The 25,945-nt window shown below is 42.3% G+C and carries 29 protein-coding genes and 1 pseudogene; 20 read left to right on the top strand and 10 right to left on the bottom strand.

Annotated features, from left to right (window positions below; genetic code table 11):
• Position 1 precedes the first annotated feature (1 nt).
• Positions 2-316 (top strand): YfhH family protein, encoded by a 315-nt coding sequence (locus AWT60_RS18045; RefSeq protein WP_218677580.1) that lies wholly within the window; start codon positions 2-4, stop codon positions 314-316.
• Between the two features lie 227 nt (positions 317-543).
• Here the strand turns inward: AWT60_RS18045 and AWT60_RS18040 are convergent, their stop codons facing one another.
• Together AWT60_RS18040 and AWT60_RS18035 are read right to left on the bottom strand one after the other, a co-directional pair.
• Positions 544-717: a YpzG family protein gene (locus tag AWT60_RS18040; RefSeq protein WP_008360604.1), complete on the bottom strand. Its 174-nt coding sequence runs from the start codon at positions 715-717 to the stop codon at positions 544-546.
• A gap of 25 nt (positions 718-742) precedes the next feature.
• The gene (locus AWT60_RS18035; protein ID WP_003217849.1) at positions 743-892 is read right to left on the bottom strand and encodes a small, acid-soluble spore protein K; all 150 of its coding nucleotides are present in this window, start codon (positions 890-892) and stop codon (positions 743-745) included.
• A 116-nt stretch (positions 893-1,008) separates the two neighbouring features.
• Here AWT60_RS18035 and AWT60_RS18030 point away from each other — a divergent pair, with 116 nt between their 5' ends.
• From AWT60_RS18030 to AWT60_RS18020, 3 genes are all read left to right on the top strand, one after another.
• Positions 1,009-1,281 (top strand): YfhJ family protein, encoded by a 273-nt coding sequence (locus AWT60_RS18030; RefSeq protein WP_024425219.1) that lies wholly within the window; start codon positions 1,009-1,011, stop codon positions 1,279-1,281.
• A gap of 300 nt (positions 1,282-1,581) precedes the next feature.
• The gene (locus tag AWT60_RS18025) at positions 1,582-2,565 is read left to right on the top strand and encodes a glycosyltransferase family 2 protein (protein ID WP_024425218.1); all 984 of its coding nucleotides are present in this window, start codon (positions 1,582-1,584) and stop codon (positions 2,563-2,565) included.
• An 87-nt stretch (positions 2,566-2,652) separates the two neighbouring features.
• Positions 2,653-5,247 carry a YfhO family protein gene (locus tag AWT60_RS18020; protein ID WP_218677579.1) on the top strand — a complete coding sequence of 865 codons (2,595 nt, stop codon included), beginning with the start codon at positions 2,653-2,655 and terminating at the stop codon, positions 5,245-5,247.
• Between the two features lie 61 nt (positions 5,248-5,308).
• Here the strand turns inward: AWT60_RS18020 and AWT60_RS18015 are convergent, their stop codons facing one another.
• The 3 genes from AWT60_RS18015 to AWT60_RS18005 form a co-directional block, all read right to left on the bottom strand.
• A complete protein-coding gene (locus tag AWT60_RS18015; RefSeq protein ID WP_163115491.1) occupies positions 5,309-5,728 on the bottom strand; it encodes a regulatory YrvL family protein in 420 nt (139 codons plus the stop codon).
• 69 nt (positions 5,729-5,797) lie between these two features.
• Positions 5,798-6,961: an oxalate decarboxylase family bicupin gene (locus AWT60_RS18010; RefSeq protein ID WP_218677578.1), complete on the bottom strand. Its 1,164-nt coding sequence runs from the start codon at positions 6,959-6,961 to the stop codon at positions 5,798-5,800.
• 94 nt (positions 6,962-7,055) lie between these two features.
• Complete coding sequence (locus AWT60_RS18005) at positions 7,056-7,220, bottom strand: YvrJ family protein (RefSeq protein WP_073204399.1); 165 nt, start codon at positions 7,218-7,220, stop codon at positions 7,056-7,058.
• Between the two features lie 166 nt (positions 7,221-7,386).
• On the opposite strand from AWT60_RS18005, the gene AWT60_RS18000 reads away from it, so the two are divergent.
• Positions 7,387-7,989, top strand: a complete 603-nt coding sequence (locus AWT60_RS18000) for a sigma-70 family RNA polymerase sigma factor (RefSeq protein ID WP_024425214.1) — start codon at positions 7,387-7,389, stop codon at positions 7,987-7,989.
• Positions 7,937-8,158 (top strand): sigma-O factor regulator RsoA, encoded by a 222-nt coding sequence (rsoA, locus tag AWT60_RS17995; RefSeq protein ID WP_041116267.1) that lies wholly within the window; start codon positions 7,937-7,939, stop codon positions 8,156-8,158. Before AWT60_RS18000 ends, rsoA begins: the two co-directional genes overlap by 53 nt.
• Positions 8,159-8,182: 24 nt before the next feature.
• Here rsoA and AWT60_RS17990 read toward each other — a convergent pair whose 3' ends face one another.
• Positions 8,183-9,163: a metal-dependent hydrolase gene (locus AWT60_RS17990; RefSeq protein ID WP_041106780.1), complete on the bottom strand. Its 981-nt coding sequence runs from the start codon at positions 9,161-9,163 to the stop codon at positions 8,183-8,185.
• Positions 9,164-9,354: 191 nt separating this feature from the next.
• Here AWT60_RS17990 and mutY point away from each other — a divergent pair, with 191 nt between their 5' ends.
• Positions 9,355-10,455, top strand: coding sequence for an A/G-specific adenine glycosylase (gene mutY, locus AWT60_RS17985; protein WP_218677577.1), 1,101 nt, complete (start codon positions 9,355-9,357; stop codon positions 10,453-10,455).
• On the opposite strand, the gene AWT60_RS17980 is transcribed toward mutY, so the two are convergent.
• A complete protein-coding gene (locus AWT60_RS17980; protein ID WP_003217808.1) occupies positions 10,442-10,666 on the bottom strand; it encodes a hypothetical protein in 225 nt (74 codons plus the stop codon). The two genes, mutY and AWT60_RS17980, sit on opposite strands and share 14 nt — an antisense overlap.
• Positions 10,667-10,747: 81 nt before the next feature.
• Here AWT60_RS17980 and fabL point away from each other — a divergent pair, with 81 nt between their 5' ends.
• The 10 genes and pseudogenes from fabL to AWT60_RS17930 all read left to right on the top strand — a co-directional run bounded on the left by fabL (position 10,748) and on the right by AWT60_RS17930 (position 20,296).
• Complete coding sequence (fabL, locus tag AWT60_RS17975) at positions 10,748-11,500, top strand: enoyl-[acyl-carrier-protein] reductase FabL (RefSeq protein WP_024425211.1); 753 nt, start codon at positions 10,748-10,750, stop codon at positions 11,498-11,500.
• 75 nt (positions 11,501-11,575) lie between these two features.
• A pseudogene (locus AWT60_RS17970) lies at positions 11,576-11,725 on the top strand (gamma-type small acid-soluble spore protein); the annotation flags it as partial.
• A gap of 175 nt (positions 11,726-11,900) precedes the next feature.
• Positions 11,901-12,161, top strand: a complete 261-nt coding sequence (locus AWT60_RS17965) for a YgaB family protein (RefSeq protein ID WP_041106781.1) — start codon at positions 11,901-11,903, stop codon at positions 12,159-12,161.
• A gap of 147 nt (positions 12,162-12,308) precedes the next feature.
• On the top strand, positions 12,309-12,839 hold the full coding sequence (gene ntdP / locus AWT60_RS17960) for a nucleoside tri-diphosphate phosphatase (protein ID WP_024425209.1): 531 nt from the start codon (positions 12,309-12,311) through the stop codon (positions 12,837-12,839).
• A 97-nt stretch (positions 12,840-12,936) separates the two neighbouring features.
• Entirely contained in the window at positions 12,937-14,679 is a 1,743-nt protein-coding gene (locus tag AWT60_RS17955) for an ABC transporter ATP-binding protein (protein ID WP_218677576.1), read from the top strand.
• A 111-nt stretch (positions 14,680-14,790) separates the two neighbouring features.
• Positions 14,791-15,813, top strand: coding sequence for an ABC transporter ATP-binding protein (locus tag AWT60_RS17950; protein ID WP_041106785.1), 1,023 nt, complete (start codon positions 14,791-14,793; stop codon positions 15,811-15,813).
• Positions 15,782-16,759, top strand: a complete 978-nt coding sequence (locus AWT60_RS17945; protein WP_080769497.1) for an ABC transporter ATP-binding protein — start codon at positions 15,782-15,784, stop codon at positions 16,757-16,759. Before AWT60_RS17950 ends, AWT60_RS17945 begins: the two co-directional genes overlap by 32 nt.
• Positions 16,734-18,320 carry an ABC transporter substrate-binding protein gene (locus AWT60_RS17940; RefSeq protein ID WP_041106789.1) on the top strand — a complete coding sequence of 529 codons (1,587 nt, stop codon included), beginning with the start codon at positions 16,734-16,736 and terminating at the stop codon, positions 18,318-18,320. Before AWT60_RS17945 ends, AWT60_RS17940 begins: the two co-directional genes overlap by 26 nt.
• Positions 18,321-18,380: 60 nt before the next feature.
• A complete protein-coding gene (locus tag AWT60_RS17935; protein ID WP_024425205.1) occupies positions 18,381-19,382 on the top strand; it encodes an ABC transporter permease in 1,002 nt (333 codons plus the stop codon).
• 17 nt (positions 19,383-19,399) lie between these two features.
• On the top strand, positions 19,400-20,296 hold the full coding sequence (locus tag AWT60_RS17930) for an ABC transporter permease (protein ID WP_025093464.1): 897 nt from the start codon (positions 19,400-19,402) through the stop codon (positions 20,294-20,296).
• Between the two features lie 228 nt (positions 20,297-20,524).
• Here the strand turns inward: AWT60_RS17930 and AWT60_RS17925 are convergent, their stop codons facing one another.
• Positions 20,525-21,598, bottom strand: a complete 1,074-nt coding sequence (locus AWT60_RS17925) for an FUSC family protein (protein WP_024425203.1) — start codon at positions 21,596-21,598, stop codon at positions 20,525-20,527.
• Positions 21,599-21,845: 247 nt separating this feature from the next.
• Positions 21,846-23,141, bottom strand: coding sequence for a glutamate-1-semialdehyde 2,1-aminomutase (locus AWT60_RS17920; RefSeq protein ID WP_075622604.1), 1,296 nt, complete (start codon positions 23,139-23,141; stop codon positions 21,846-21,848).
• A gap of 129 nt (positions 23,142-23,270) precedes the next feature.
• Between AWT60_RS17920 and bcp the strand changes: the two genes are divergently transcribed.
• Positions 23,271-23,738: a thioredoxin-dependent thiol peroxidase gene (gene bcp / locus AWT60_RS17915; protein ID WP_024425791.1), complete on the top strand. Its 468-nt coding sequence runs from the start codon at positions 23,271-23,273 to the stop codon at positions 23,736-23,738.
• A 157-nt stretch (positions 23,739-23,895) separates the two neighbouring features.
• Positions 23,896-24,333 (top strand): peroxide-responsive transcriptional repressor PerR, encoded by a 438-nt coding sequence (gene perR / locus AWT60_RS17910; RefSeq protein ID WP_012009347.1) that lies wholly within the window; start codon positions 23,896-23,898, stop codon positions 24,331-24,333.
• Between the two features lie 34 nt (positions 24,334-24,367).
• On the opposite strand, the gene AWT60_RS17905 is transcribed toward perR, so the two are convergent.
• On the bottom strand, positions 24,368-24,715 hold the full coding sequence (locus tag AWT60_RS17905) for a YgzB family protein (RefSeq protein ID WP_024425201.1): 348 nt from the start codon (positions 24,713-24,715) through the stop codon (positions 24,368-24,370).
• Positions 24,716-24,904: 189 nt separating this feature from the next.
• Here AWT60_RS17905 and AWT60_RS17900 point away from each other — a divergent pair, with 189 nt between their 5' ends.
• Positions 24,905-25,783, top strand: a complete 879-nt coding sequence (locus AWT60_RS17900) for a nucleotidyltransferase-like protein (protein WP_024425790.1) — start codon at positions 24,905-24,907, stop codon at positions 25,781-25,783.
• Positions 25,784-25,945: the final 162 nt, after the last annotated feature.

The raw sequence follows: 25,945 nt of genomic DNA, 5'->3' as shown, positions 1-25,945 counted from the left end.
GATGGAAAAACGCTATAGTGAAATGACAGAATACGAATTGAAGCAGGAAATTGCCGCCCTTTCTGAAAAAGCACGAAAGGCTGAGCAGCTTGGCATTGTGAATGAATACGCAGTTTTAGAACGGAAAATCGATATGGCGAAAGCCTATTTATTAGATCCAGCCTCAATTCAAACGAAAACGACTTATCAAATTAAAGACACAGAAGAAGAGTTTTATGTGGAATATCTAAATGGCGTTTTTGCGTGGGGATACAGAGTATTGGCACCAAATAAGGAAGATGCCCTGCCGATTTCAATGCTGACGCAAAAGGACTGATCCTAAAAGATCAGTCCTTTCAGCGTGTAGACAAACCCTCGCATTCGGTGTCAGTCCTGCGCTCCGGTACTCACGAATGTCAAATTCGCTCCGTTCCGGTGCTCATCCTTCCTAGGCTGCAAAGGTTTTCTATCATGCTGAAAAGAAGACAAAGGGCTAAAATAAACATCATTTTAGCCCTTTGTCAACAACCTGAAGGACTGATCCCAAGAGATCAGTCCTTTTCTTTACTTCGAACGCTGTTTACGGACGTTGTTCTGAAGTACGATGTCGTGCTGCGTTTGCTGTGTTTCTCCGTTGACCTGAGAGGCAGAATGCTTTGCATTTGCCCATGGTTGAGGGTAAGCGGTTGTCCTTAATTGAACAAAGTCTGCCATATACGATTTCCCATTTGAACTCATATCTCAAGCACTCCCTTTGGAAAAATTAGCGTTTCCCTGATGCCCTCATACGTTCCTGTGGACGTGTATTCGTTTCACCATTCGGCCGTTTAGACGCATAAGCATCTGTAGCGCCTGGTTCGCCTTCAAACTTGTGATTTACCTGATTTGGAAAGCCTTTTGCTTTATTACGCATATCGATTCCCTCCAAACAATACAAATCATTTGCGTCTTTTGAAGACGTAAGGGTAGTATATGAAAAAAGAAGTTTTTTTAAAAAGGCACTTTCTGCTAGATGAAGGAGGAACAGACATGGAACAATACTTTGAGCGACTAACAGAACAACTTATGGAAAAAAACAATATGCTGACATATGACGAAGCACGTACATGGGTAGAGCTGCTTTGGAGTGATTTTGAAACGACTTATGCAAAGGCTGGCCGCAAGTATAAAGGACAGGAAACAACAGAACGAATTGTCCAAGAGTGGATCGAGAGCTACGGCGCGCAGCTCCATTTATTTCAAAATAAACAATCAAAGGCAAACGAGCATCTGCAACAAAACAATCGAGGGCTGCTTCACTAAAAAGGCTGCCCTTTCACTTCCATTCATCTTTTTCAATAAATAGGAAAATATATAAATGAACAAACAATTTTATGAAACAATACCCAGTCTGTGATCAAAATTACAGGCTTTTTACAATGATTAAACTTAAAATTACATTAAATTCATCCTGCTGAAAATCAATGGAAATAAAACTCTGATATAATGAAACGATTAAAGAGACATGTAATTTATGGATAATAAAAAAGGGTTTCGTTTTCTGACAAAAAAGGAATAATGAACATATCAGACTATGTGAAAAAAGTGAAGAGAAGGTGCGATATGGAACGGGAACTGCTCTCTGTTATAATTCCTTCTTACAATGAAGGTGAAAACATCAGACGAATCTTTGAGGCACTCGAGGAAGAGTTTCGCGATTTTCATTATGACTTTGAAATCATCTTTGTAAATGATGGAAGCAAAGACAACACGCTTCAATACATGAGAGAGCTCTCTCGCAAAAGTGCAAAGGTTAAATATATTTCCTTTTCGCGTAACTTTGGAAAGGAAGCCGCTATTTTGGCAGGTCTTGAACATGCAAAAGGAGCAGCTGCGATTATTATGGACGCCGATCTGCAGCACCCGACGTATTTAATTCAGGACTTTGTCAGAGGGTATGAAGAAGGCTATCATCAAGTCATTGCCAAACGGAATCGTAAAGGTGACAGCAAGCTGCGCTCTTACCTGTCATCCATGTACTATAAGGTGATGAACAAGGTAGTAGAAGTGGATTTGCGTGATGGTGTCGGGGATTTCCGTTTAATTTCACGCCAAGCCATCGATGCACTGCTTCAGCTGAAAGAGGGAAATCGTTTTTCGAAAGGGCTTTTTTGCTGGATTGGGTTTGAAGAAAAGGTCATCTATTATGAAAATGTAGAAAGACAGCATGGGGATACAAAATGGTCACTGAAGAAATTATTTAACTATGGCATAGATGGCGTCATTTCTTTTAACAACCGTCCGCTGCGAATTTGTTTTTATACTGGCATACTGATCTTATTTCTCTCATTGATTTACATCGTGGCCACCTTTATTCAAATTGTCAGAACGGGCATTATGGTGCCGGGTTATTTTACTTTGATATCGGCTGTGCTGTTCCTCGGAGGTGTCCAGCTTTTGAGTCTAGGTGTGATTGGAGAATATATTGGCCGTATTTATTATGAAACGAAAAAGAGGCCGCATTATTTAATCCAGGAATCAAATGTGATGGAACAAGAGACAAGCTCAAAGGAACAAGACCGAGTGTTAACACAGTTATTTAAATAACGTGGAGTCAAATAACCGGCAAGCACGAATCGCTTGCTGGGTTGTTTTGTTTCAAAGAAAAGTGGATCTTTTGTGGAAAGGATTTAGATGATGAAACGTAGATGGATAATGATAGGAATGTGCCTCATTCTCGCTTTATTAGGACACTCCTTTTTCTTATATGAATATACGCAAGGCCGGTATATGACAGGAGATGGAGACGGAATCTCACAAATGCTCCCATTTAAAAAGCTTCTTTACGATGAATACGTCAAAGGGAACTTCTTTTATTCCTATCAATTCGGTCTAGGCGGCGGTACATATACGCAATTAGGTTATTATTTCACAACGTCGACTGTCTTTATGGTCACAGTCGCTGTCGTCTGGCTGATGAATGCGCTTCATGTCATCCAGTCAACGGACATTCATTTCTGGGCAAATGCCGTCATTTGGCTGAGTGTGATCAAGCTGACGCTTATTCTTTTCATCGCTTACCGTGTGCTTCTTTCAATGGTTCAGCATAGGCTGAGCGCATTAACAGGAGCCGCAATTTACGGATTGTCTATTGTGTATTTTCGGCATCAAACGTTTTGGGAGTTTTTCACCGACAGTATGATGTGGCTCCCGCTGCTTGTGCTTGGGGTTGAACGGATTTTCAAAACGGGTAAGCCGGCTTGGTTTATTGCGGCGTGCAGCCTGATGCTCATCAACAACTTTTACTTTGCTTATATTCATTTTATCTTTTTAGCGATCTATCTTGTCTTCAGATATATCATCAAGCTTCGAAGTGAGGAGAACGGGTGGAAGGTGTTCTGGACGCTGGCGGTCTCTACGCTGTTATCCTTTGGAATCAGTGCTGCTTTTTTTGTCCCGTCTGTCTATGGATTTCTTAATAATATAAGACCGCCATATGATCAATCTATACCTTGGTTTGATCTGCATGATCATCTGCTGTTTGCAAGCAGGGTGTATTTATTACCTGTGATCTTTCTCATTTGTATGTTCCTCGTTCCGCTCTACCGGAACAGGTGGTTTTTCATGTTTACATTGATCAGCATTCTGCTCATTGTTTTTCACTACAGTCCAAAGATGGCGAGCGTGTTTAATGGTTTTTCGGCACCGCAATACAGATTTGAGTACATTCTTGCCTTTACAGTTGGAGCGGTCGTTGCCATCACCATCAAGCATTTCTCGCAAATCGAGTGGAAGTGGAAAAAGCGTGCGGTATTAGGCGCTTGGATCGTGTTTCTTCTCGCAGTCATCTTATCAGAACGAGCAAAGGGAAATATGGATGTTGTTGTATTTACAGGCATAGGACTGCTTGTGATCAGCTTGTTTTTCCTTTTGATTCATGCGGAAAAACGCCAGCATCTTCGTCTCTTTTCAGCTGTGCTCATCGTTGTCAGCTTACTGACAGCAGGCGTATATCAGCAGGGCTACTTATCTGAAAGAAGCAATATTAAGAGCGTATCAGATACGTATCTGAATAGTGAGGCATATGCTGGACATGAGCAAATGAAGCTTATTCAGCAGATTCAAAGCCGCTCCTCAAAAGATCCGCTTGCCCGGATTGACTGGATGAACGGCGTGCGCAACAATACCCCGTTATTTGAAGGCTTTCAAGGCATGAGTGCGTATTCAAGTATATTGAATCAGCATTTGCTCAATTTCTACTGGAATGACCTGCAGATCGATATGGGACGGGAAAGTGTCAGCCGTTATGCAACAATGGGGGACAGGGCGAATTTATACAGCCTGACCTATGGAAAGTATTATATGAGAGAGCGCGCGATGCCTTACTCACCGCCAGCTTATTTTAAACCAATATTGGAAAGCGAACATTATAAAGTGTATGAAAATACACGGCCGCTGCCATTTGCAAGAACAACAAGCACCGTTTATTCAGAAGAATCCTTAAAAGATGCCTCAGCACTTGATAGGGAGCATGCAATGCTGCAAGGTGTGATTTTAGAGAAAAAAGGAAACGCTGAAATAGAGCATGCGCCAGATCGAGTCAAGGATACAAAGATTCATACGGAACAAGCCGTATACGAACACGGCGTGCTTGATGTATACGGAGAAACAGGCGGCCTGAATATCACGCTGCCAGATGATATGGCCCGCGCTGGGGATGTGTATGTGAGCTTTTATGTGAAGCGGACAGACCGTAACGAAGGATTTCAGTTATCCGTCGACAACTATGTCACCTCACGAAAAAGCAATACATCCATCTACAAAACAGGCGTCAATGAAGTGACGATTCGAGTCCCTGCGGAAAAAATCCTTTCCATTCGAGTACCAAAAGGGACGTATGAACTCGATCAATTGAAGTTGTATCAAGAGCCTTACCGCGTCCTAGAGAAGGCATATGAAAAAGAAAAGCAGGATGATGGCAGCCAGCAGGTAAAGCTCGAAAACAACCGCTTTACGATTTCATATGATAACAAACGCGGCGATGATTATATGGTTCTGCCAGTACCATATGAAAAAGGCTGGGAGCTCACAGTAAACGGACAGCAGACCGATATTGAACAAGCCAATTACGCCTTTATCGGTTTTCCAATAGAAAAAGGCAAAAACGAGATTGTGTTAACTTACTATCCGCCATATATCAGAATTCTCGCGTTGATTTCACTCGTCAGTTTGATCGTTGCGATCCTATATGCACGAAGAAAACACAAGAAACACCACTTTTCATCATAAGTGGTGTTTTTTTATCTTCCGAGGGCTGATTGAGCATGATATCCATCATATGAAGCATTCACTAAACTTCTTTCTCAAACGAAAAGGTCGCATAATCAAACAAAAAATGAAACAACCAAAGGCTTAGAGCAAAGAGGATTTCCTCAGAGGTAGACAGTAAAATGCCGCCTACCAATTCATCTGATAAATAGACAGCACCCCAAATAAACAAAAGATGAATTGAGATGGCATAGAAAACGATGGAGCGTTTTTTGGAACGGCACTTTCTCACAACCCTCATGAGCACATGCTCCACATGCTCAAAGGATATCCCAAGTACCACATAGATGCCCATAAATAAAAGCATCGATAAAATCGATTGATAAAAAGCACCTGTTAAATGAAAGAACAGCACACAAAACAACAAAAATATGTAACAGACAGCCGACGCCGCCATGAGCCATTTCAGCCCTTGCCATAAAGCGTGAACAGATTGCTGCATAGGTGAATCAACACTCCTTTACATGAAGATACCTGCAAAAAGGACAGCCTTTTTGCAGGAAGTTATATGTTAATCCTCTTTTTTAGGTGCAGCGATCACAGGATGTTTTTCAGTATCAAGCAGTTTTAAGAATTCTTCACCTTGATCTAAATGATCAAGAACAAGCTGTTTCGGTGTAACCGCAAGCCACTGATTGAGTGAAATATCTGCATAATGATCGCTCTTAAAAATTTCTAAGAAATAAAGCGGTTCGTCGCCTGTATTTTCTACATAATGCCCCATCGCAAATGGTACATATCCAACGTCTCCCGCCTGATAGTTGAAGGTTCTCGCATGTCCATCAGAAGCAAATACCGTCATTCGTGCTTTTCCAGAAATAAAATATTGCCATTCATCCGTATTTGGATGCCAGTGCAGCTCTCGGATAGCACCTGGATCAACTTTCACAAGAGCGGATGCAATTGTTTTAGACGCTTTGAAATTGGTAGAGTCCGCAATCCACACTTGTCCGCCGCTTGACGTAATCGGCTCTTGTTTTAACAGCTCATATTTAAAGGAATTCGGGATTTCTCCCTGCTCTGTTTTCACCTTGTCACATTCAAGGGAACCAGGAATGCCTTTTTGGAAAATATACTTTTCTTTCTCTGGCAGCTTGTCAAACTGCTCCTTTGTCATACCGAAGTTCTTGAGCACGACTTCCTCTGGCGTATGGGCAAGCCAATCGGTTACTTGGAACGTACTATTTTCTGAGAATGACCCATCATCAAACACAAGCAAGAATTCAGCTCCCGGTTCAAGTGCTTGGATAGAGTGCGGCAGGCCAGAAGGGAAGTACCACAAATCACCCTCAGTCACATCCTCTGTAAAATTGCGCCCCTCTGCATCAACCGATGTAATCCGGGCTTCCCCATAAATCATGTACGCCCATTCCGCTTCCTTATGCCAGTGAAGCTCACGAATCGCACCAGGCTTTAGCCGCATATTGACAGATGCAAGACTTTTAGAGATCGGCAGTTCGCGGACTGTTACCTCGCGGGCGTAGCCGCCTTTTTCTAAACGATTGTGTGTATCAGAAAAAGAATATTTCAGGTTGGAGACCGTTCCATGATCGGTTTCTGGCGGCGTGAGCATATCTGGATTTTGTCTGTCCCGCTCGAGATTACGTGGAATTTTGACCGTTGCTCCTTTTTCTCCTCGAATCGGCTGTGGTATTCCATTTTGCTTTTCACTCATGATAAAATCCCCTTTCAACATCGTATTGTGTGAGGTGACAAAAGGCCTTTCATTTCGCCCTCGTTTTCATAAGGTGAAACGAATCAAGCAGATGTCAATCTGATTCATCATTTTTTTGAGCAGCGACTAATCGTTGGATGAGCTTGCTTAATTCATCAAACTTTCGTTCAAAGCGTGTCAGCAAGTACACCGTCAAAATGGCAGGGAAGCCAGCCTGACCGAGCTGCTTCAGCCATTCCTCTGAAAAAAAGGTCTCCATTTGTCTCACCTCCCAGCGGATACTCGTCTTCTATATAAGTGGTATGAAAGAAGAAAAAGGAAAGCAGAGGGGGAGAAAATGAATCATTAGACCCGTTTCACGAAGTTTACTTTTTTTAACTTTTGTCCACTTAATGCTAGTAGAGGGAACAAAGGGGAGGATGCACATGGATTATCGGCTGTTATTGAAAGCAAAATGGAAGGAAATCATTGATCACCCGCTCATTCAGCAGTTTTTAAGCAACCCGAAAAACGAGCAGCTGCTCCGGCAAGTCATGGAAGAGCCAAACGAGGAAAATGCCAAAAAACTAGATTCCGAGTTCAAACAGTTCTATCAGAAAATCCGCATCATCAAGTATATCTCCACTATGATACGCATCTTTTCAGTCGACTTTGACAAACGAGTAAAAAAGAAACAGCAGCGTTTTCCGCTCATACTCGATCATCCTGATACGCAAGAAGTGAAAGACCCTGTTCAAACAGATACGTATGAAGCCGTGCTCTTCAACCAGCAAGACTTAGGGGAGCACCTGCAAGATCAAACATTGTACAAGGCCTACCAGCAGCTCACAGACAAACAAAAAATGGTCCTAACCCAAATCTATGTCGAAGGCCAAACGATGAAGGAAATAGCCGATCAGTTAGGCGAAACAAGACAAAACATCTCAAACATTCACAAAAAAGCGCTCAACAAACTAAAAGAAGAAACAGGGGGAGATGTCCGTGCACGAAGACAAAATGACCAATGGAGAAATGGAAGAACTCATTGAAACCTTCACACCCATGATCAAAAAGAAACTACAAAACACGGCATATCAAGAAAGAGAAGACCTCGAACAAGAACTTTATATCAAACTCATCGAAAAAGTAGACTGGCTGATTTACCAAGAGGGACCTGGATTTTGGGAGTTTATTGTGGAATATATGACGAAGTTGTAAGAGTGAAGCACAAAAAAGACTCGCTCACACAGAGCCGAGTCTTAATTTTTTTTGCAGTTTTTCTTCACTGAAAATCCAGCCGGTATAGGAATTTTTGATTTGGTGGTCCATGTCGATATGGCAGATTGCGACAAAAGGATAGTGCCCTTTGCTGCGGTAGCGCAAATCAATGAACCGCACTTCATAATGATCCTTGTATTTATCTACTTCCCACCGGTAGACAGGGGAGAAGGAGAGAAAGGCAGAAATGTTTTCATCTTGTTTGGCAATTTTCATAATTTCAGTATCAGGAACCGGCACACGGTTAAAGGTGTCTAAAATGACGACTTCTCCATTCATGCTGCGCCCAACATGGAAAGAGGATTTACATTTCACGGCAATGCGCCATTGTCTGAACTTCATTGTAGGCGAAATAATAATCTCTTCAATTTCATCGAATCGTGCACGCAGCTGACGTTTAATCTGAAGCTGCATGATGACCCTGACGATATAGTAGCAGAAAATCACGGCATACAGCGTAATAAACGTATAGCCGGGATGTCCGCCAATCGCCCAAACGACAATGGCGACAAGGTGAGTAAAAAAGATAAACGGATCAAACGTATTAATGATCCCAAGCGCTACCCATTTCTTCGAAAATGGACGAATGGCCTGCGTGCCGTATGCGTTGAAAATATCGACAAACACATGAAGCACAACGGCTAATAGTGTCCATAACCAAAGGTGAAGTAAATCCGCCCCCGGCACAAATGGGAAAATCACAGCCGGAATCAGCAATGACCAAAACAGTACAGCCGGAATGGAATGTGTAAATCCTCGGTGATTTCTTATATAAACCGCATTATTTTTTAGTTTTAGCACAGTATCAATGTCTGGTGCTTGGGAGCCGGCGATGGTCGCGATCATCACGGCGTGTGCCATGTGTGGATCTGCACTGACGGCTGGATCTAAAAGTGCAAGTCCCCCAAGAGAAATGCCCATTACTACATGAGTACCAGTGTCCAATTGATTACCTCCTAGTTGTCATGCTTAGGAACAATCATACAAAGTATACGTCTCCAATCAAGACTATGTGCAAAATCACTTTTGCTTTATCCCGATTTAATGTAACATGTTAACGTATCTACAAACAGTATACAACAAATAAGGTTCTTTTCAGAACGTTAGCCCTCGGTCCAATGAGAAGGAGTATAGATATGAAAGACATTCAAGAAAAGCTGGACCGCAAAGATATTGCGGGCTTTCAGCATGATTTAATTGATTGGTATGAAAAAGAACAACGAACACTGCCATGGCGAGAAAATCAAGATCCATACCGCGTCTGGGTATCAGAAGTGATGCTCCAGCAAACGAGAGTGGATACGGTCATTCCGTACTTCACCCGGTTTATGGAGCAATTTCCGACGGTGAAGGATCTCGCTTTAGCTGATGAAGAAAAGGTCATGAAAGCATGGGAAGGTCTTGGCTACTACTCAAGAGTACGTAATTTACAGGCAGCTGTGAAAGAAGTCTATGAATCCTACGGGGGTGTTGTCCCTGATACGAAAGAGCAATTTTCAAAGCTCAAAGGTGTAGGCCCATATACGAGCGGCGCAGTACTGAGTATCGCCTATAACAAGCCGTATCCTGCGGTAGACGGCAACGTGATGAGGGTCATTTCTCGTATTTTGTCCATATGGGATGATATTGCAAAACCAAAAACGAGAAATATTTTCGAATTTGCGGTCGATCAGCTCATTTCCCGGGAAAAGCCGTCAGAATTCAATCAAGGGCTGATGGAGCTAGGTGCGCTCATTTGCACTCCAACTTCCCCTGCCTGCCTCATCTGCCCTGTGAACATGCATTGCTCGGCACTCGAGGAAGGCGTTCAGCATGAGCTCCCAGTGAAAAGCAAAAAGAAAAAGCCGACTGCGAAATCAATGGCAGCAGCGGTGTTATTTGATGACGCAGGCAACCTATATATTCATAAGCGGCCAAGTACAGGCCTCCTTGCGAATTTATGGGAATTCCCTAACATGGAAACCATGAAGGGAAGAAAAACGGAAAAAGAGCAGCTGATTGATTTCTTAAAAGAGGAGGCGGGTGTACAAGCGGAGCTTGGTGATTTAGAAGGCACCATTCAGCATGTCTTTACCCACCTCATCTGGAATATTTCTGTTTTCTTTGGACGAGTTACCTCTGTATCTGATGACACGAAGCTGAAAAAAGTCACAACAGAAGAATTTGAGGCATATGCTTTGCCAGTCTCACACCAAAAAATTTGGGAGCTGGCACTTGAGCAGCCTAGTCATATTTAACCGTTGTACCGTGGGTATAATCAGCTTCATTTCGATGCAAACCCCCGCGGTCTTCGATTTCAGAAATGATTTCTCGATACTTAGATTGCCCTTCTTCATTCAAATAAGGTAAAATTTGTTGGAAAGCATGATGAAAGTAAGCAAGCTCAGTATCTTTCCATTGATCCTTGGACATCATGCCAAGCTGGCTTAAATCGCGTCCGACATACATGAATGTAACCTCCTAATAGGAACTTTCCTATTAGTGTGAAGCGAATGAACGAAAACTATTCAAATCAGGAGATGAACCATAATGAGTCAACGTAAATGTGCATTAATTACAGGAAGCAGCAGAGGAGTAGGGAAAGAAGTAGCCCTTCGCCTCGCTGAAAAAGGATATGACATTGTCATTAACTATGCGAGAAGCAAAAAAGCCGCACTTGAAACAGCGGAAGAAATTGAAGCGATGGGTGTCAAAACATTGGTTGTCAAAGCCAATGTAGGCCAGCCTGAGAAAATCAAAGACATGTTTCAGCAAATTGACGAAACCTTTGGCCGTTTAGATGTATTTGTGAACAATGCGGCATCAGGTGTTCAGCGTCCAATTATGGATCTTGAAGAAAATCATTGGGACTGGACGATGAATATCAATGCGAAAGCCTTGTTATTCTGCGGACAAGAAGCGGCGAAACTAATGGAGAAAAACGGCGGCGGACATATCGTCAGCATTAGCTCACTAGGCTCTATTCGCTATCTTGAAAATTACACAGTAGTCGGCGTATCAAAAGCAGCACTAGAGGCTTTGACACGTTACCTTTCTGTTGAGCTGTCACAAAAAAATATCGTCGTTAACGCTGTATCAGGCGGCGCGATCGATACCGATGCACTCAAGCACTTCCCGAACCGTGAAGAGCTTTTAGAAGATGCGAAGAAAAATACACCTGCCGGCCGAATGGTGGAAATTAAAGACATGGTCGACAGCGTGGAATTCCTTGTATCAGGCAAAGCAGACATGATTAGAGGCCAGACGATTATTGTGGATGGCGGACGTTCTTTGCTTGTTTAAAAAAATCATGAATAGGATGTACACCTTCTGCACAAATTAATGTGCGTGGAGGTGATAATGATGGATCAACAACAAAACAAAACAAACGCGCAACAAGTAAAGAAACAAAACCAAGCTTCTGCACAAGGCGGTCAATTTGGTACTGAATTTGCTAGTGAGACTGACGCACAGCAAGTAAAAAAATACAACCAAAAAGCTGAGCAAAACAAACAACAAAACAGCTAATCACTGAAACAAAGGAAAGCACTTCATATACGAATGAAGTGCTTTTCTTTTTTGCCCCTCATCACCATCCGACAAAACCTGTAAAACCTCTACATAAACAGTCAAAGGATTTCTTCTTTCTTTCAAGAAATGGTATACAGACAAAAAGTGGATTCGATGAAAAGGGAGGAGTTAGATGTCTGATTTCGATCAGCTTGTAAAAGAACAAATGCAGCTCATGGATCAGCTGCTCGATGTGCAGGGAGAACTCGATCTATGCTTAGAAACAGAAAAACAATTGTTGCAGGATGAAAAAAAAGAAGAGTGGCATAGGCTTTGTGATCAGATCAAACAGAAACGCGCGGAACTGCAAAAAGTGCAAACCTTATTTACAAAACAAACAGAAGAGGTCATCAATTCATATAAACAGATGGAAAAGAGTTCTAGCGTGATGTAAGTCAGTGTGCCGTTCAATTGGGTTGAATGGCTTTTTCATTTCATTTTTTAATGATGTAACGGTATAATATAATAGAGACATGTTTAGTTGGGAAATTAGGTCTTTGGACTGTTAGGTTTGTTTGTTATAGAAAGTAGGGGAGAAAATATGGGCTATCCCAAGGAAGGAGAAACCATCCAAATTCAAAGCTATAAACATAATGGCTTGATCCACAGGATTTGGAATGAAACCACCATTCTGAAAGCAACGGAATTGTGTATCATTGGTGCAAACGACCGTACAATGGTGACTGAATCCGACGGCCGTACTTGGATGACGAGAGAACCGGCTATTTGCTATTTCCATGCAAAACAATGGTTTAATGTAATTGGGATGCTTAGAGATGATGGGGTATATTATTACTGCAACATCAGCTCTCCTTTTGCGACAGATGATGAGGCAATTAAGTATATTGATTACGATTTAGACGTCAAAGTCTTTCCAGACATGACGTACAATATTTTGGATGAGGATGAATATGCAGATCATAAGAGGCAGATGAATTATCCAAAAGAAATCGATAGTATCTTAAGAGAGCATCTGAATACATTACTGCATTGGATTCACCAGCGGAAAGGTCCGTTTGCTCCTGAATTTGTGGATATGTGGTATGAACGTTTTTTACATTATACAAAATAAGCAAGAGCATCAAAAAACCTGTTTGGCTTTTTTTAGGCTAACAGGTTTTTGACTGCGTACGGATAAGAGGCACTGATAGATTGGGAAGGAGATTTACATGGGGGTCATTAAACGCTACATGGCTTTTGTAACACCGTATAAAAAACAGATTGCATTGACAATGGTCATCGGAATGATTAAGTTCTCGATTCCCTTAACCTTGCCTCTGCTTTTAAAGTATGTCATTGATGATGTCATTCAAGGCTCGGGGTCAGCTGAAGAAAAGACATCAACTCTACTGATCATAATGGGAATCATGCTCGTATTATTTTTAGTGTTGAGGCCGCCTGTTGAATACTATAGACAATACTACGCTCAGTGGACAGGCAGTAAGGTATTATTTGATATTCGGGAAAAACTGTTCTCGCATATTCAAAAGCTAAGTCTTCGTTATTATGCCAACACGAGAACAGGAGAAATTATTTCAAGAGTGATCAACGATGTGGAGCAGACAAAGGAATTTGTCATCACAGGGCTCATGAACATTTGGCTGGATATGATGACCGTACTGATCGTGATCGCCATTATGTGTACACTGGATCTGAAGCTCACCATCGTGTCTGTCATTATTTTTCCGCTATATGCGTTTGCAGTAAAGTATTTTTACGGACGGCTTCGCAAGCTGACAAAAGAGCGGTCACAGGCGCTGGCAGAAGTGCAAGGGCACCTGCATGAGCGGGTACAAGGAATGCCGGTCATTCGCAGCTTTGCGATTGAAGAATATGAACAAGAGAATTTTCATGATGAAAACAAAAATTTCTTAAACAAAGCAATCAACCATACGAATTGGAACGCCAAAACATTTGCTGTCGTCAATACGATCACTGACATTGCACCGCTGTTAATCATTGCATTTGCTGGCTACACCGTGATTAACGGTTCGCTTTCGATCGGGACCATGATCGCCTTTGTCGGTTATATTGACCGGATGTACAATCCAATTCGCCGTCTCATTAACTCATCCACAACTTTAACCCAGTCCGTTGCATCAATGGATCGGATCTTTGAGTTTATTGATGAGCCATATGAGGTCACAGACCGGCCGAATGCAAAAGAAGCCAATCATTTAAAAGGAGAGGTAGAGTTTAAACATGTGTCGTTTCGTTATGAACACACGCAGGAAGAGATTCTGCACAATATCTCCTTGAAAGTAGACAAAGGACAAACGGTTGCGCTTGTAGGAATGAGCGGTGGAGGGAAGTCGACACTCGTCAGCTTAATTCCAAGGTTTTATGATGTCACAAACGGGTCACTTGAAATTGACGGGATTGATATAAAAGAGTACAAAGCAAGAAGTCTTCGAAATCAAGTCGGAATGGTGCTGCAGGATACATTCCTATTCAGTGACACGATTAAAGAAAATATTGCGGTTGGTGACCCTGAAGCACCTTTTGAAAAAATCGTGTCGGCTGCAAAAGCGGCAAATGCGCATGATTTTATTATGTCTCTTCCTGAAGGATATGACACGAAAGTAGGAGAACGGGGCGTAAAGTTGTCAGGCGGGCAAAAACAGCGGATTTCCATTGCAAGAGTATTTCTTAAAAATCCACCGCTGTTGATTTTAGACGAAGCGACGTCTGCACTTGATTTAGAAAGTGAGCATTACATTCAAGAAGCGATGCAAAAGCTGGCGAAGGATCGCACAACCTTTATTGTCGCACACAGATTATCAACCATTACACACGCTGACCAAATTGTGGTCATGGAACAAGGCGAAATAGTGGAAAAAGGAACACACGAAGAATTAATGAACCGAGACAGCCACTATCGTCATTTATTTACCATTCAAACATTAAATTAGTAGAAGCCTATCCGATTCTAGCGGATAGGCTTTTTTATGTTGTCAAAAACATGACATATTTCCCAGCTTGTCTCAATACAATTTTAAAAAGTATGACGGGGTGGTGAATATGTGAAAGAACAAGACGTGCTGCTAGATGTCAAACAGCTGTCCATTGCGTTTCAGCAGAAAAAGCAAAAAGTGCCCATCGTCCATCACATATCGTTCTCAATTCAAAAAGGAGAAACGTTAGGGATTGTGGGCGAATCTGGCTGCGGGAAAAGTATCACAAGCATGTCATTAATGGGTCTGAATCAGCAAACCGATACAACGGGCGAGGTTCATTTCGAAGGGCAAAATCTGCTGTCACTTTCAGAGAAACAGTGGCGAGAGATAAGAGGAAATGACATTTCGATGATTTTCCAAGAGCCTATGACCTCTCTGAACCCATTAATGACCATCGGCAAACAAATGACGGAAGCCCTTTTCACACATCAATCAATCGGTCAAAAAGAAGCAAAAGCGAAGGCGATTGATCTGCTTCAAACAGTTGGGTTGAAGCAAGCGGAATCGCTGCTTAGAAAATATCCACATGAATTATCAGGCGGTATGCGCCAGCGAGTCATGATTGCGATGGCAATGCTTTGTCATCCAAAGCTCATGATCGCTGACGAACCGACAACTGCACTTGATGTGACCATCCAAGCGCAAATTCTTCGTCTGCTCAAAAAGCTGAACGAAGAGATGGACACCGCTATTTTATTTATTACCCACGATCTAGGCGTCGTGCGGCAAATATGCCAGCGAGTCATGATTATGTATGCCGGTCGAATTGTAGAAGAAGGAACCGTTGACCGTATTTTTCAAAAACCTCTGCATCCCTACACGAAAGGTCTTTTCGCCTCAGTTCCATCGTTTAAAGATAAAAAAGAAAAACTCATCTCTATTGCAGGTCATGTGCCTAAGCCAGGGGCCATCCGGTCCGGCTGTCAATTTGCACCACGCTGCCCATATCAAATGGCGCAATGTCTTGAAAAAGATCCAGCCTTACAATCCATTGAACAAAATCACCGCGTGGCATGTTTTCTAATGGAAGGAGGAGAAGACACTGAGTCACCCACTCTTGCAAGTGAATCAGCTGACAAAACGGTATGACACAGCCGCTTTTTTTTCTAAACATAAACAATCGACTTTGGCTTTAAATCAAGTGTCCTTTCACGTGAAGGAAGGAGAAACGCTTGGCATTGTTGGTGAATCAGGCTGCGGTAAATCAACACTTGGCAAAAGCCTAATGAGATTGACTGAACCCACATCAGGCTCTATTCAATTAAAAGGGCAGGAGATCACCCTTCTAAAAGAACGAGACATGCGTTCCTTAAGAAAAGACATTCAAATGATCTTTCAAGATCCATATGCTTCTTTAAATCCAAGAATGAAAATCAAAGATATTTTAGAGGAACCACTGATTGTTCATCATCATGGGACGAAAGCAGAAAGACGGAAATGGGTAAAAGAGATGCTGCACATTGTTGGATTTGATCCTTCTTACGGGGAACGTTATGCGCATCAATTCAGCGGCGGACAAAGGCAGCGTATCGGTATCGCTAGAGCGCTTATTACGCACCCGAGTCTAGTTATTGCCGATGAACCAGTTTCGGCTTTAGATGTATCCGTTCAAGCGCAAATTTTGAATTTGATGCTTGAATTGCAAAAGACGCTTTCTCTGACGTATTTGTTTATTTCTCACGACCTTGGGGTTGTCAGGTATATGAGCGACCGGATCGCCGTCATGTATGCTGGGCGCATTGTGGAGATGGGGCCGGCCGAAGATGTGTTTCACAGCCCGCTCCATCCCTATACGTCGCTGCTTCTGAAATCCATTCCACATATGGATCACGTACTAGAGGCGCAAGACGTGGCAGCAGAAGAGACCACAATGACGGAACGCGGCGGCTGTCCTTTCTACAAAAGGTGTCCAAAAAGATGGGAGAAATGCTTGAAAGCAGTTCCTGCTTTGTATGAGGAGGAACCGGGGCACGCGGCCGCGTGTTATTTATATCTAAAGGAGGAACACAATGAAGAAGACATGGTTATTCAGTAGTTTCATTTTTGTGCTGGCACTGGCGCTCTTTTTAGGGGGATGCTCGTCTTCACCGACATCAGAAGAAAAGGCAACAAAAGATACCCTCGTATTTGGCAGAGGGGGAGATTCCACTTCACTAGATCCAATCACAACAACAGAAGGCGAAACCTTTAAGGTCACAGAGAATATATTTGAAAAGCTTTTGAACTACGGTGAGAAAGACACGACCATCCATCCTGGCCTCGCAACAGAATGGGATGTTGCAAAGGACGGAAAATCGTACACATTCTATTTAAGAAAAGGTGTGAAATTTCACGATGGCACAGACTTTAACGCAGAAGCAGTGAAATTCAATTTTGACCGCTGGATGAATGGAGACGCAGAAAAGTTTCCTTACTATGGGATGTTTGGCGGCTATAAAAAAGATAAAGGGCATGTCATTAAAGACATCATCGTCAAAGGCGAGCATGAAATTGAATTTCAGCTAAAGCGCCCGCAGGCGACATTTCTCAAAAACATTGCTATGTCACCATTTGGCATTGCCAGTCCAGCGGCTGTTGAAAAAAGCGGTGATTCATTTAGAGAAAATCCAGTGGGGACAGGACCATTCAAGTTTAAAGAGTGGAAGCAAAACGACCGCATCGTGTTAGAAAAGAACGAGGAGTATTGGCAGAAGGATAAACCAAAGCTGAATCAAATCATCTTCCGCTCCATTCCAGAAAACTCTGCTCGTTTAAATGCCCTTAAAACAGGCGAGATCGACTTAATGGATGGCGTGAATCCGTCAGATTTAGATGGCATTAAAACCGACAAAGCACTCCAGCTCATTGAAAGACCATCGATGAACGTAGGCTATATCGGACTGACCGTCACAAGAAAGCCGCTTGATAACAAGCTGGTTCGTCAGGCACTCAATTATGCGGTCGATAAAGAATCGATTATTGAGTCATTTTATGGCGGACTTGCTGAGCCAGCAAAAAATCCATTGCCGCCAGCTTTAGAAGGTTACAATGACGACATTGAACCATATCCGTATGATCCAGAAAAAGCGAAAGAACTATTAAAAGAAGCGGGCTTCCCTGACGGCTTTCGCATCAAGCTTTGGGCAATGCCTGTACCGCGTCCATATATGCCAGATGGGATGAAGGTAGCAGAAGTCATTCAGTCAAATTTTGAAAAGGTCGGCGTCAAAGCAGAAATTGTGACATATGACTGGGCCACCTATTTAGATAAAGCAAGTAAAGGGGAAGCAGATGTGTTCTTATTAGGCTGGACAGGGGACAATGGCGATCCTGATAATTTCATTTACACACTGCTGGACAAAGACAGCATTGGTGGTAACAACTATACATTCTTCGAAAACGATAAAATGCATGACATTCTTATTGAAGCGCAAACAGACACAGATCAAAAGAAACGAAATGAGCTGTATAAAAAAGCTCAGGAAATCATTCATGACGAAGCGCCTTGGATTCCATTGGTGCATTCAATTCCAATGCTTGCCGCATCTAATGATTTAAAAGAATATCAGCCGCACCCAACTGGTTCAGAAGCTTTAACTGACGTGTATTTCGAATAAGCAAATAAGGGAGATCATGTATCTCCCTTATCAAACAAAGATAAAGGCGGTGAAAGCTGTTTGTTTGCTTATTGTATGAAGCGGGCAGGAATGCTCATCCCAGTACTGATCGGAATGACATTGGTCGTGTTTTCAATTATTCGTTTTATACCTGGAAATCCAGCGCAGGTCATCTTAGGACAGCGGGCAACGAAAGAGGCTGTAGAACAATTAACGATCCAGCTCGGTTTAGATCAGCCATGGTACGTTCAATACGGTCATTATATGCTTGGCCTTTTAAAAGGGGATTTAGGGACTTCCATTCGAACAGGAGCGGCTATTGCCCAGGAAATGAAGCCCTACTTATTTGCGACGTTAGAATTGACCTTTTTTGCCATGGTGCTGGCGATTGTCGTGGGAGTGAATGCTGGAATCATTAGTGCTTGGTTTAAGCATTCTTTCTTTGATTATGCCGCGATGTTTATTGCACTCATCGGAGTGTCCATGCCAATTTTCTGGTTAGGCTTAATGGGGCAGTGGCTGTTCTCGATCGAATTAGGTATTTTGCCGACAACGGGCCGAGAAGACGTAAGGAATCCAGTCGAATCAATCACGTATATCCATACACTGGACACGCTTTTGCAGGGCCGGTTTGATCAATTCGCTGACAGCATCAAGCATTTGATCTTACCAAGTACAGCACTCGCCACAATTCCTGCTGCGATTATTGCGAGAATTACAAGGGCAAGTATGCTGGAAGTGCTTCATTCCGACTTTATTCGAACAGCAAAAGCAAAAGGAGTACGTTCATTTTTTATCATTTATCAGCATGGCCTGAAAAATGCGCTCATTCCGATCTTGACGATTATTGGTCTTCAGACGGGCCTCTTGCTTGGTGGAGCGATTTTAACAGAAACCATTTTTGCTTGGCCGGGAATCGGGCGGTATATATATGACGCCATCAGTTATCGTGATTACCCAGTCATTCAAACAGGTATTCTTGTCGTTGCGCTTATATTTGTCCTGATCAATTTCATTGTGGACATCTTGTATGCGGTCATTGATCCAAGGATTAAATATTAGGGAGGGAGAGTGACAATATGGAAGCACAAAAAGAGCTTGAACCACCTCAGCCAAAAGATGAACGCTCTCAATCATTGATTCTTGAATCAATGAAGCAGTTCTTTCAGCATAAGCTGGCGGTCATTGGCAGTGTGATTGTCTTTTTATTTCTGATCCTAGCGATCTTTGCACCGCTCATTGCTCCTTATGGAATCAATGAACAATCACTCGGGGAGCGATTTAGTGCCCCTTCAGCTGCACACTGGTTTGGTACGGATGATTTCGGCAGAGATATATTTTCGAGAGTTGTGCATGGAGCACGGATTTCCTTATGGGTCGGCTTCTTCTCGGTTCTCGGGTCTGTCATTTTAGGCACACTGCTTGGATTGATAGCAGGCTATGGCGGAAGAGTGTTAGATGCTGTGATCTCCAGATTGTTTGATATTTTACTTGCTTTTCCTAGCATTCTATTAGCGATTGCTATTGTCTCCATTCTAGGCCCCTCCTTACAAAATGCCCTTATTGCCATTGCGATTATTAATGTCCCAACCTTTGGACGGCTCGTTCGTTCAAAAGTGCTGAGTATTAAACAAGAAGAATACGTGCTGGCAGCAAAGGCGGTTGGGATGTCACACCGCCGCATCGTACTGCGTCACATTCTGCCAAATAGTATGGTGCCAGTCATCGTCCAGGCGACGCTAGCGATCGGAACCGCAATTATTGAGGCAGCCGCTTTAGGCTTTTTAGGGTTAGGTGCACAGGCGCCAAGCCCAGAATGGGGGAAAATGCTCGCCGACGCGAGACCTTATCTCGTTCAAGCCCCTTGGACATTATTCTTTCCAGGGATAGCGATCATGCTGACTGTTCTCGGCTTTAACCTGATGGGAGATGGATTAAGAGACACACTGGATCCTAAAATGAAGAAAATAAAATAAGACCGATTCTCAGAATCGGTCTCAGCGCGCGGGCAAACCCTCGCATTAAGTGTCAGTCCTGCGTGCCGGTGCTCACGAATACTCAATTCGCTCCGCTCCGGTACTCGTTCTTCCTAGACTGCAAAGGTTTTCAGGTCACGCTGAAAAGAAGACAAAGAGCAAAAATCAAGATCATTTTAGCTCTTTGTCAACAATTTAAGACCGATTCTAGGAATCGGTCTTTTCTATTTATGCTTCTTTTTCTTCTGTCTCGATTTCACTATCTTTTGGGTGATACGTCTGGAAGCTTGTAATCAATGTATCTAAATGCTCTAATTCATCACGGTATTCGATGATGCTGGACATGACATTCAGCATATTGTAATCGAGCAAGTCGTTTTCTTGGTTTTGCTGATGCTGAATAAATGATTTCGTTAACGTCTCAAGGCGAAGAGAGCATTCATTTTGAAATTCATCGTCCTGCGGCTTCATTTTTCCGACGAATTTCATCAAGGTGCGCTCATGCCAATACAATAAATAATCAATCTCATCCGTTAAGCTTTCCCTGAAATGCTCTGGCATCAAATGAATTTCATTTTCTAATTTATGAAGCTTTTTCAGCAAATACAGAGCGCGATTTGATGTCATAATGGCCTGCCTGAACAAAACAAGCTTTCTTGATTTGACATACGTGGTTTTCTTTAAATAGCTTCGTTCTTCTTTGTATAACAAGTAAATGTGATCTAACTTGATCATGCGTTCTTTTATTTGATCGATGTCATCCTTTAATGTGGAATGATCAGTAGACTGTCTGGAGGTCAGACGAATCCATTTTAAAATCTCCTCCGTATTTTCCATAATGTGATGAACAAGTTTTGTTTCATACTTTGGCGGCAGGAAGATTAAATTCACTAAAAATGAAGAGAGAACCCCTAACACCACAGTAGCTGTTCGGATTAAGGCAAAGGAAAGGAAATGATCCCCTGCACTTTCTAAAATCGCAATGACGGTTACAAGTGCAATCGGAATGGTGTGTTCAATCTTCAGCTTTAAATTAATGGCGATGACCATGACGGCGGTTAAACCGATAATGACTGGTCCTGTGCCAAAAAGCAGACCGAACGTAATGGCAAGCGCTGCTCCAATAATATTGGCTTGCACTTGATCTACAATGGTTAAAAAAGATCGATAAATTGATGGCTGGATAGCAAATACAGCTGCAATTCCCGCGAAGACGGGCGTTGGCAACCCAAGCCATGTTGCCAGGTAAAGCGCGAGTACAATGGCAATACCAGTTTTTAAAATACGGGCTCCAAGTTTCATTGGTTTTGTCCCTGCATTCCTTTCTTTTCGATAATAGATGATCACTCGTCATTTATCATTCATATTTTGATGAAACAACTAAGTAATATACAGCGGTCTTCCGAAATATTCAAGTGATTTTTGAAAGTTCATGAAAACATCAAAAGAAGGTATTGAGAAGAAATGTAACAGATTCGCACGCTTTTGACAAACAAGAGCTGGTAAATAAAAAAACAGGCGCCTGTTTTTACGCCTGTTTTGGACTTCATTATGATTGTTTCAGCTGTGCAAATGCATGATCTACTGCTTGCAGCGTCTCAGAAATATCTTTTTCAGTATGAGCGATCGTTAAGAACCAAGCTTCATATTTAGAAGGAGCGAGGTTAATGCCTTGCGCGAGCATTAATTTGAAGAAACGGGCAAACATTTCGCCATCCGTATTTTCAGCCTGCTCGTAGTTCACAATCGTTTCTGTTGTGAAATAAATTGTGAGCGCTCCTTTTAAGCGATTCACTGTAATATCTACTTGATGCTTTTTGGCATGGGCTAAAATGCCTTCTTCTAACATAGCGCCAAGCTGATCAAGACGCTCGTAAACGCCGTCTTCTTTTAACAATTCCAAGCAGGCAATACCTGAAAGAATGGATGCAGGGTTTCCTGCCATTGTGCCAGCTTGATAGGCTGGTCCAAGCGGGGCAACTTGTTCCATAATTTCTTTTTTACCGCCGTAAGCGCCGATAGGAAGTCCGCCGCCAATAATTTTTCCTAATGCAGTGAGGTCAGGTTTTACTTGAAGCAAGTCCTGTGCACCGCCATACATAAAGCGGAAAGCGGTAATGACTTCATCATAAATCACCAGTGCGCCTTTTTCATGTGTGAGGTCATTGACCTGCTGCAGGAAACCGTCCTTAGGCTCTACGATGCCAAAGTTCCCGACAATTGGCTCGACAAGGACAGCTGCTACTTCATCACCCCAGCGATCTAATGCTTCTTTATAGCTGTCAATATCATTAAATGGAACGGTAATGACTTCATTAGCGATACTCTTTGGTACGCCCGCTGAATCAGGTGTTCCTAAAGTGGAAGGACCAGAGCCGGCTGCCACTAGCACAAGATCAGAGTGGCCGTGATAGCATCCGGCAAACTTAATGATCTTTGTTCTGCCTGTATATGCGCGAGCCACTCGAATCGTTGTCATCACCGCTTCTGTACCTGAATTGACAAAACGAACTTTGTCCAAAGCAGGCATGGCTTCCTTCAGCATTTTAGCAAAAGTGACTTCATGTTTCGTTGGTGTTCCGTAAAGGACACCTGTTTCAGCCGCTTTCGTGATGGCTTTTGTAATATGCGGGTGGGCGTGTCCTGTAATAATAGGACCGTATGCTGCCAGATAATCGATATAGCGATTTCCATCAACATCCCAAAAATAAGCGCCTTCTCCTCTTTCCATCGCAACGGGTGAACCGCCGCCTACTGCCTTATATGAACGAGACGGGCTGTTGACACCTCCAACAATGTGCTCCAGCGCCTCTTGATGTAATTTTTCTGATTCTGTGAATTTCATAAATAGCCTCCTATCTCAACGTATCACGTCGTCTATCATTATTTTAACATGCCGATGCAAGCGTCCTTAGTTGAATATCCTCTCAAAATTGGATAGGCTAATTAAAAAATAGGTTGGAGGGATTGTGTCATGACAATCGAAGTAGGGCAGCAAGTACCTGACATTGAATTAACCGGTGACAACGGGGAGAAAGTAAAGCTTTCTGATTTTAAAGGAAAACATATTGTCCTTTATTTCTATCCAAAAGATATGACACCAGGCTGTACAACAGAAGCATGTGATTTCCGCGACCGCCATCAAAGCTTTGCAGAATTAGATGCTGTTATTATCGGCGTAAGCCCAGACAGTCAGGACAAGCACCAAAAGTTTAAAGAAAAACATGATTTGCCGTTTCTGCTTCTTGTAGACGATGAACAGAAATTGTCTGAAGCCTTTGGGGTATGGAAGCTGAAAAAGAACTTTGGCAAAGAATATATGGGAATCGAGCGTTCAACGTTTCTGATTAATAAAGAAGGCACGCTTGTGAAAGAATGGCGAAAAGTAAAAGTGAAAGACCACGTAGAGGAAGCGCTTGAGGAATTGAAAGCTCACGCTTAATATCCTCACAGGATGAGATCGGCAGTCATGCCGGTCTTTTTTGTAAAGAAGAATAGGTAAAAAAGAGGATTGTAATTGACAAAGTTTCGGCTCTGGGGGTACACTATTTATAAAGATTATAATATAAGAATATTTTTGAAGAGAGGTGCATGATGAAATGGCTGCTCACGAACTAAAAGACGCTTTAGATGCTCTAAAAGAAACCGGTGTTCGAATTACTCCGCAGCGCCATGCCATCTTGGAGTTTCTCGTAAATTCTATGACTCACCCAACCGCGGACGATATATATAAAGCACTTGAAGGAAAATTTCCAAACATGAGTGTCGCAACGGTTTACAACAATTTACGAGTCTTCCGGGAATCTGGATTAGTAAAGGAATTAACGTATGGTGATTCCTCAAGCCGATTTGATTTTGCGACATCTGACCACTACCATGCGATTTGTGAAAACTGCGGAAAAATCGTGGACTTTCACTATCCTGGCCTTGATGAAGTTGAACAGCTTGCATCCCATGTGACAGGCTTTAAAGTCAGTCATCATCGCTTGGAGATCTATGGAACTTGTCAAGAATGTGCGAAAAAAGAAAATCATTAATGAAAAAGCTGACCGTTTAAATGGTCAGCTTTTTTTATGACTTTTTTCGATTGTAGGATTCATCAAACTCTTTACCTTCTAATGCTGGATCAAGTGTAAGCGGCTCTCTGCAATGCATGCACATGTCCACCCGCCCAAGCACTTTTGTTTCCTTTTCACAGCCTGGACAAACGACACGTACAGCCTTCGTAGAAAGCATACCAATCCAAAAGTAAACGGCTGTACTTAATCCAATCGATAAGACGCCAAGCAGCATAAAGAAAGTCGACAGCCAGATCGATTCCTTGAAGAACACACCGATATACATGATCAGAAAGCCAACAAAAACCAAACTAAGTGCAAATGTTCTGATTTTATTAATCTTACTGGAGTATTTCGCCATCCCTAGTCCCCCTTATCTCCAATATAGCACATTTTACCTTTCCGTTTGAATTAGTTATAGAGTTTTGTGAATAAATTGCTTATAATGATTCAATGATCTTTTTTCATGTATTGAAGGAATTTTGATTCTATGAGGAGAAATACATAGCATTAGAGAAGAACTTTACACCCGAGTATTGGAGGAATCACTATGGAAAATCTTCTCCGTCCTATTTATCAAGAGAGAGCAAGCCATCCAGACACATTGGCTGTGATTATAGTAGAAAGAAGACATAAAGTATCTTCTGAGACGGATAACTTTGATGCAGCACTTTTAGTCATCGTAAAAGAAGCGGAAGAGCCGTTATTTATCAAGCACTATGAATCCGATCACCAAACAGCTTCTTTAAACGTTGTCACAGATGATCAACTGAAGGAATGGATTACCCTCGGTACTAACCGCCGAATCATCGATTGGATTTTGAATGGCAAAGTCCTATTTGATCGAAATGAATATATCTTCAACTTAATTGATGAACTAAGTACATTCCCGTTTTCAAACCGCAAGCTTAAAATCGGTTTAGAATATGGCAAGCTCATTCGCAGATATATAGAAGGAAAAGCATTTTTTGAGTCAAATCAATTCCTTGATGCATATAATTCCATTGTGCATGCCCTGCATCACTTAGCACGTATTGAAGTAATTGATAAAGGCTTCCACCCAGAAGTGACCGTTTGGAACCAAGTGCGTCATATGGAGCCGGAAGTATACAAACTTTATTCAGAACTGATTGAAAGCCATGAAAGCCTGCATAAACGTTTGGAACTTTTATTTTTAGCAAATGATTTTTTGATCCATTCAAAAGCAGAAATTGGTGCCGCTCATTTGCGTCATGTCATGGAACAGAAGGATATATGGCTTTTTGGTGAGCTTCTTGCACACCCTGATCTAAAGTATTTCACGCCTGACCTTAGCGTTATGATTGATTTCTTTGTGGAAAAAGGAATTGTTCAAGTGGAGCCGATTGAGACAAAGGGACAAAAAATCTATCATCGAGGATATTTTGTGAAAAAAGATATTGACGCATGAATATTATGATGGTATATTATTAAACGTCGCTAACGAGCAACTGAGTTGCTTTGAAAGAAAAGCTGACAAAAAGAAATTCTAAAAAACGCTTGACGCACACGGTGCTCAAATGTTATATTAAGAAAGTCGCCTCTGAGCGATAACGAAGATGATCTTTGAAAA

It is taken from the genome of Bacillus sp. F2HM (genome assembly GCF_019266135.1).
In the GTDB taxonomy this organism is placed as follows: domain Bacteria; phylum Bacillota; class Bacilli; order Bacillales; family Bacillaceae; genus Bacillus; species Bacillus safensis.
The sequence above is the reverse complement of the archived record's forward strand: the minus strand, read 5'-3'. Positions and strand labels throughout refer to the sequence as shown.

What these genes read in the sequence shown, in the direction of transcription:
- AWT60_RS18025 (WP_024425218.1), top strand. Translation starts at nt 1,582, where the DNA reads ATGGAACGGGAACTGCTCTCTGTTATAATTCCTTCTTACAATGAAGGT.
- AWT60_RS17965 (WP_041106781.1), top strand. Translation starts at nt 11,901, where the DNA reads ATGTCTGATTTCGATCAGCTTGTAAAAGAACAAATGCAGCTCATGGAT.
- rsoA (WP_041116267.1), top strand. Translation starts at nt 7,937, where the DNA reads ATGTCCGTGCACGAAGACAAAATGACCAATGGAGAAATGGAAGAACTC.
- AWT60_RS17905 (WP_024425201.1), bottom strand. Translation starts at nt 24,715, where the DNA reads ATGGCGAAATACTCCAGTAAGATTAATAAAATCAGAACATTTGCACTT.
- perR (WP_012009347.1), top strand. Translation starts at nt 23,896, where the DNA reads ATGGCTGCTCACGAACTAAAAGACGCTTTAGATGCTCTAAAAGAAACC.
- fabL (WP_024425211.1), top strand. Translation starts at nt 10,748, where the DNA reads ATGAGTCAACGTAAATGTGCATTAATTACAGGAAGCAGCAGAGGAGTA.
- AWT60_RS18040 (WP_008360604.1), bottom strand. Translation starts at nt 717, where the DNA reads ATGAGTTCAAATGGGAAATCGTATATGGCAGACTTTGTTCAATTAAGG.
- AWT60_RS17955 (WP_218677576.1), top strand. Translation starts at nt 12,937, where the DNA reads ATGGGGGTCATTAAACGCTACATGGCTTTTGTAACACCGTATAAAAAA.
- AWT60_RS18015 (WP_163115491.1), bottom strand. Translation starts at nt 5,728, where the DNA reads ATGCAGCAATCTGTTCACGCTTTATGGCAAGGGCTGAAATGGCTCATG.
- bcp (WP_024425791.1), top strand. Translation starts at nt 23,271, where the DNA reads ATGACAATCGAAGTAGGGCAGCAAGTACCTGACATTGAATTAACCGGT.
- AWT60_RS17925 (WP_024425203.1), bottom strand. Translation starts at nt 21,598, where the DNA reads ATGAAACTTGGAGCCCGTATTTTAAAAACTGGTATTGCCATTGTACTC.
- AWT60_RS18035 (WP_003217849.1), bottom strand. Translation starts at nt 892, where the DNA reads ATGCGTAATAAAGCAAAAGGCTTTCCAAATCAGGTAAATCACAAGTTT.
- AWT60_RS18010 (WP_218677578.1), bottom strand. Translation starts at nt 6,961, where the DNA reads ATGAGTGAAAAGCAAAATGGAATACCACAGCCGATTCGAGGAGAAAAA.
- ntdP (WP_024425209.1), top strand. Translation starts at nt 12,309, where the DNA reads ATGGGCTATCCCAAGGAAGGAGAAACCATCCAAATTCAAAGCTATAAA.
- AWT60_RS18005 (WP_073204399.1), bottom strand. Translation starts at nt 7,220, where the DNA reads ATGGAGACCTTTTTTTCAGAGGAATGGCTGAAGCAGCTCGGTCAGGCT.
- AWT60_RS17930 (WP_025093464.1), top strand. Translation starts at nt 19,400, where the DNA reads ATGGAAGCACAAAAAGAGCTTGAACCACCTCAGCCAAAAGATGAACGC.
- AWT60_RS17940 (WP_041106789.1), top strand. Translation starts at nt 16,734, where the DNA reads ATGAAGAAGACATGGTTATTCAGTAGTTTCATTTTTGTGCTGGCACTG.
- AWT60_RS17920 (WP_075622604.1), bottom strand. Translation starts at nt 23,141, where the DNA reads ATGAAATTCACAGAATCAGAAAAATTACATCAAGAGGCGCTGGAGCAC.
- AWT60_RS17980 (WP_003217808.1), bottom strand. Translation starts at nt 10,666, where the DNA reads ATGTATGTCGGACGCGATTTAAGCCAGCTTGGCATGATGTCCAAGGAT.
- AWT60_RS18020 (WP_218677579.1), top strand. Translation starts at nt 2,653, where the DNA reads ATGATGAAACGTAGATGGATAATGATAGGAATGTGCCTCATTCTCGCT.
- AWT60_RS18030 (WP_024425219.1), top strand. Translation starts at nt 1,009, where the DNA reads ATGGAACAATACTTTGAGCGACTAACAGAACAACTTATGGAAAAAAAC.
- AWT60_RS18045 (WP_218677580.1), top strand. Translation starts at nt 2, where the DNA reads ATGGAAAAACGCTATAGTGAAATGACAGAATACGAATTGAAGCAGGAA.
- mutY (WP_218677577.1), top strand. Translation starts at nt 9,355, where the DNA reads ATGAAAGACATTCAAGAAAAGCTGGACCGCAAAGATATTGCGGGCTTT.
- AWT60_RS18000 (WP_024425214.1), top strand. Translation starts at nt 7,387, where the DNA reads ATGGATTATCGGCTGTTATTGAAAGCAAAATGGAAGGAAATCATTGAT.
- AWT60_RS17900 (WP_024425790.1), top strand. Translation starts at nt 24,905, where the DNA reads ATGGAAAATCTTCTCCGTCCTATTTATCAAGAGAGAGCAAGCCATCCA.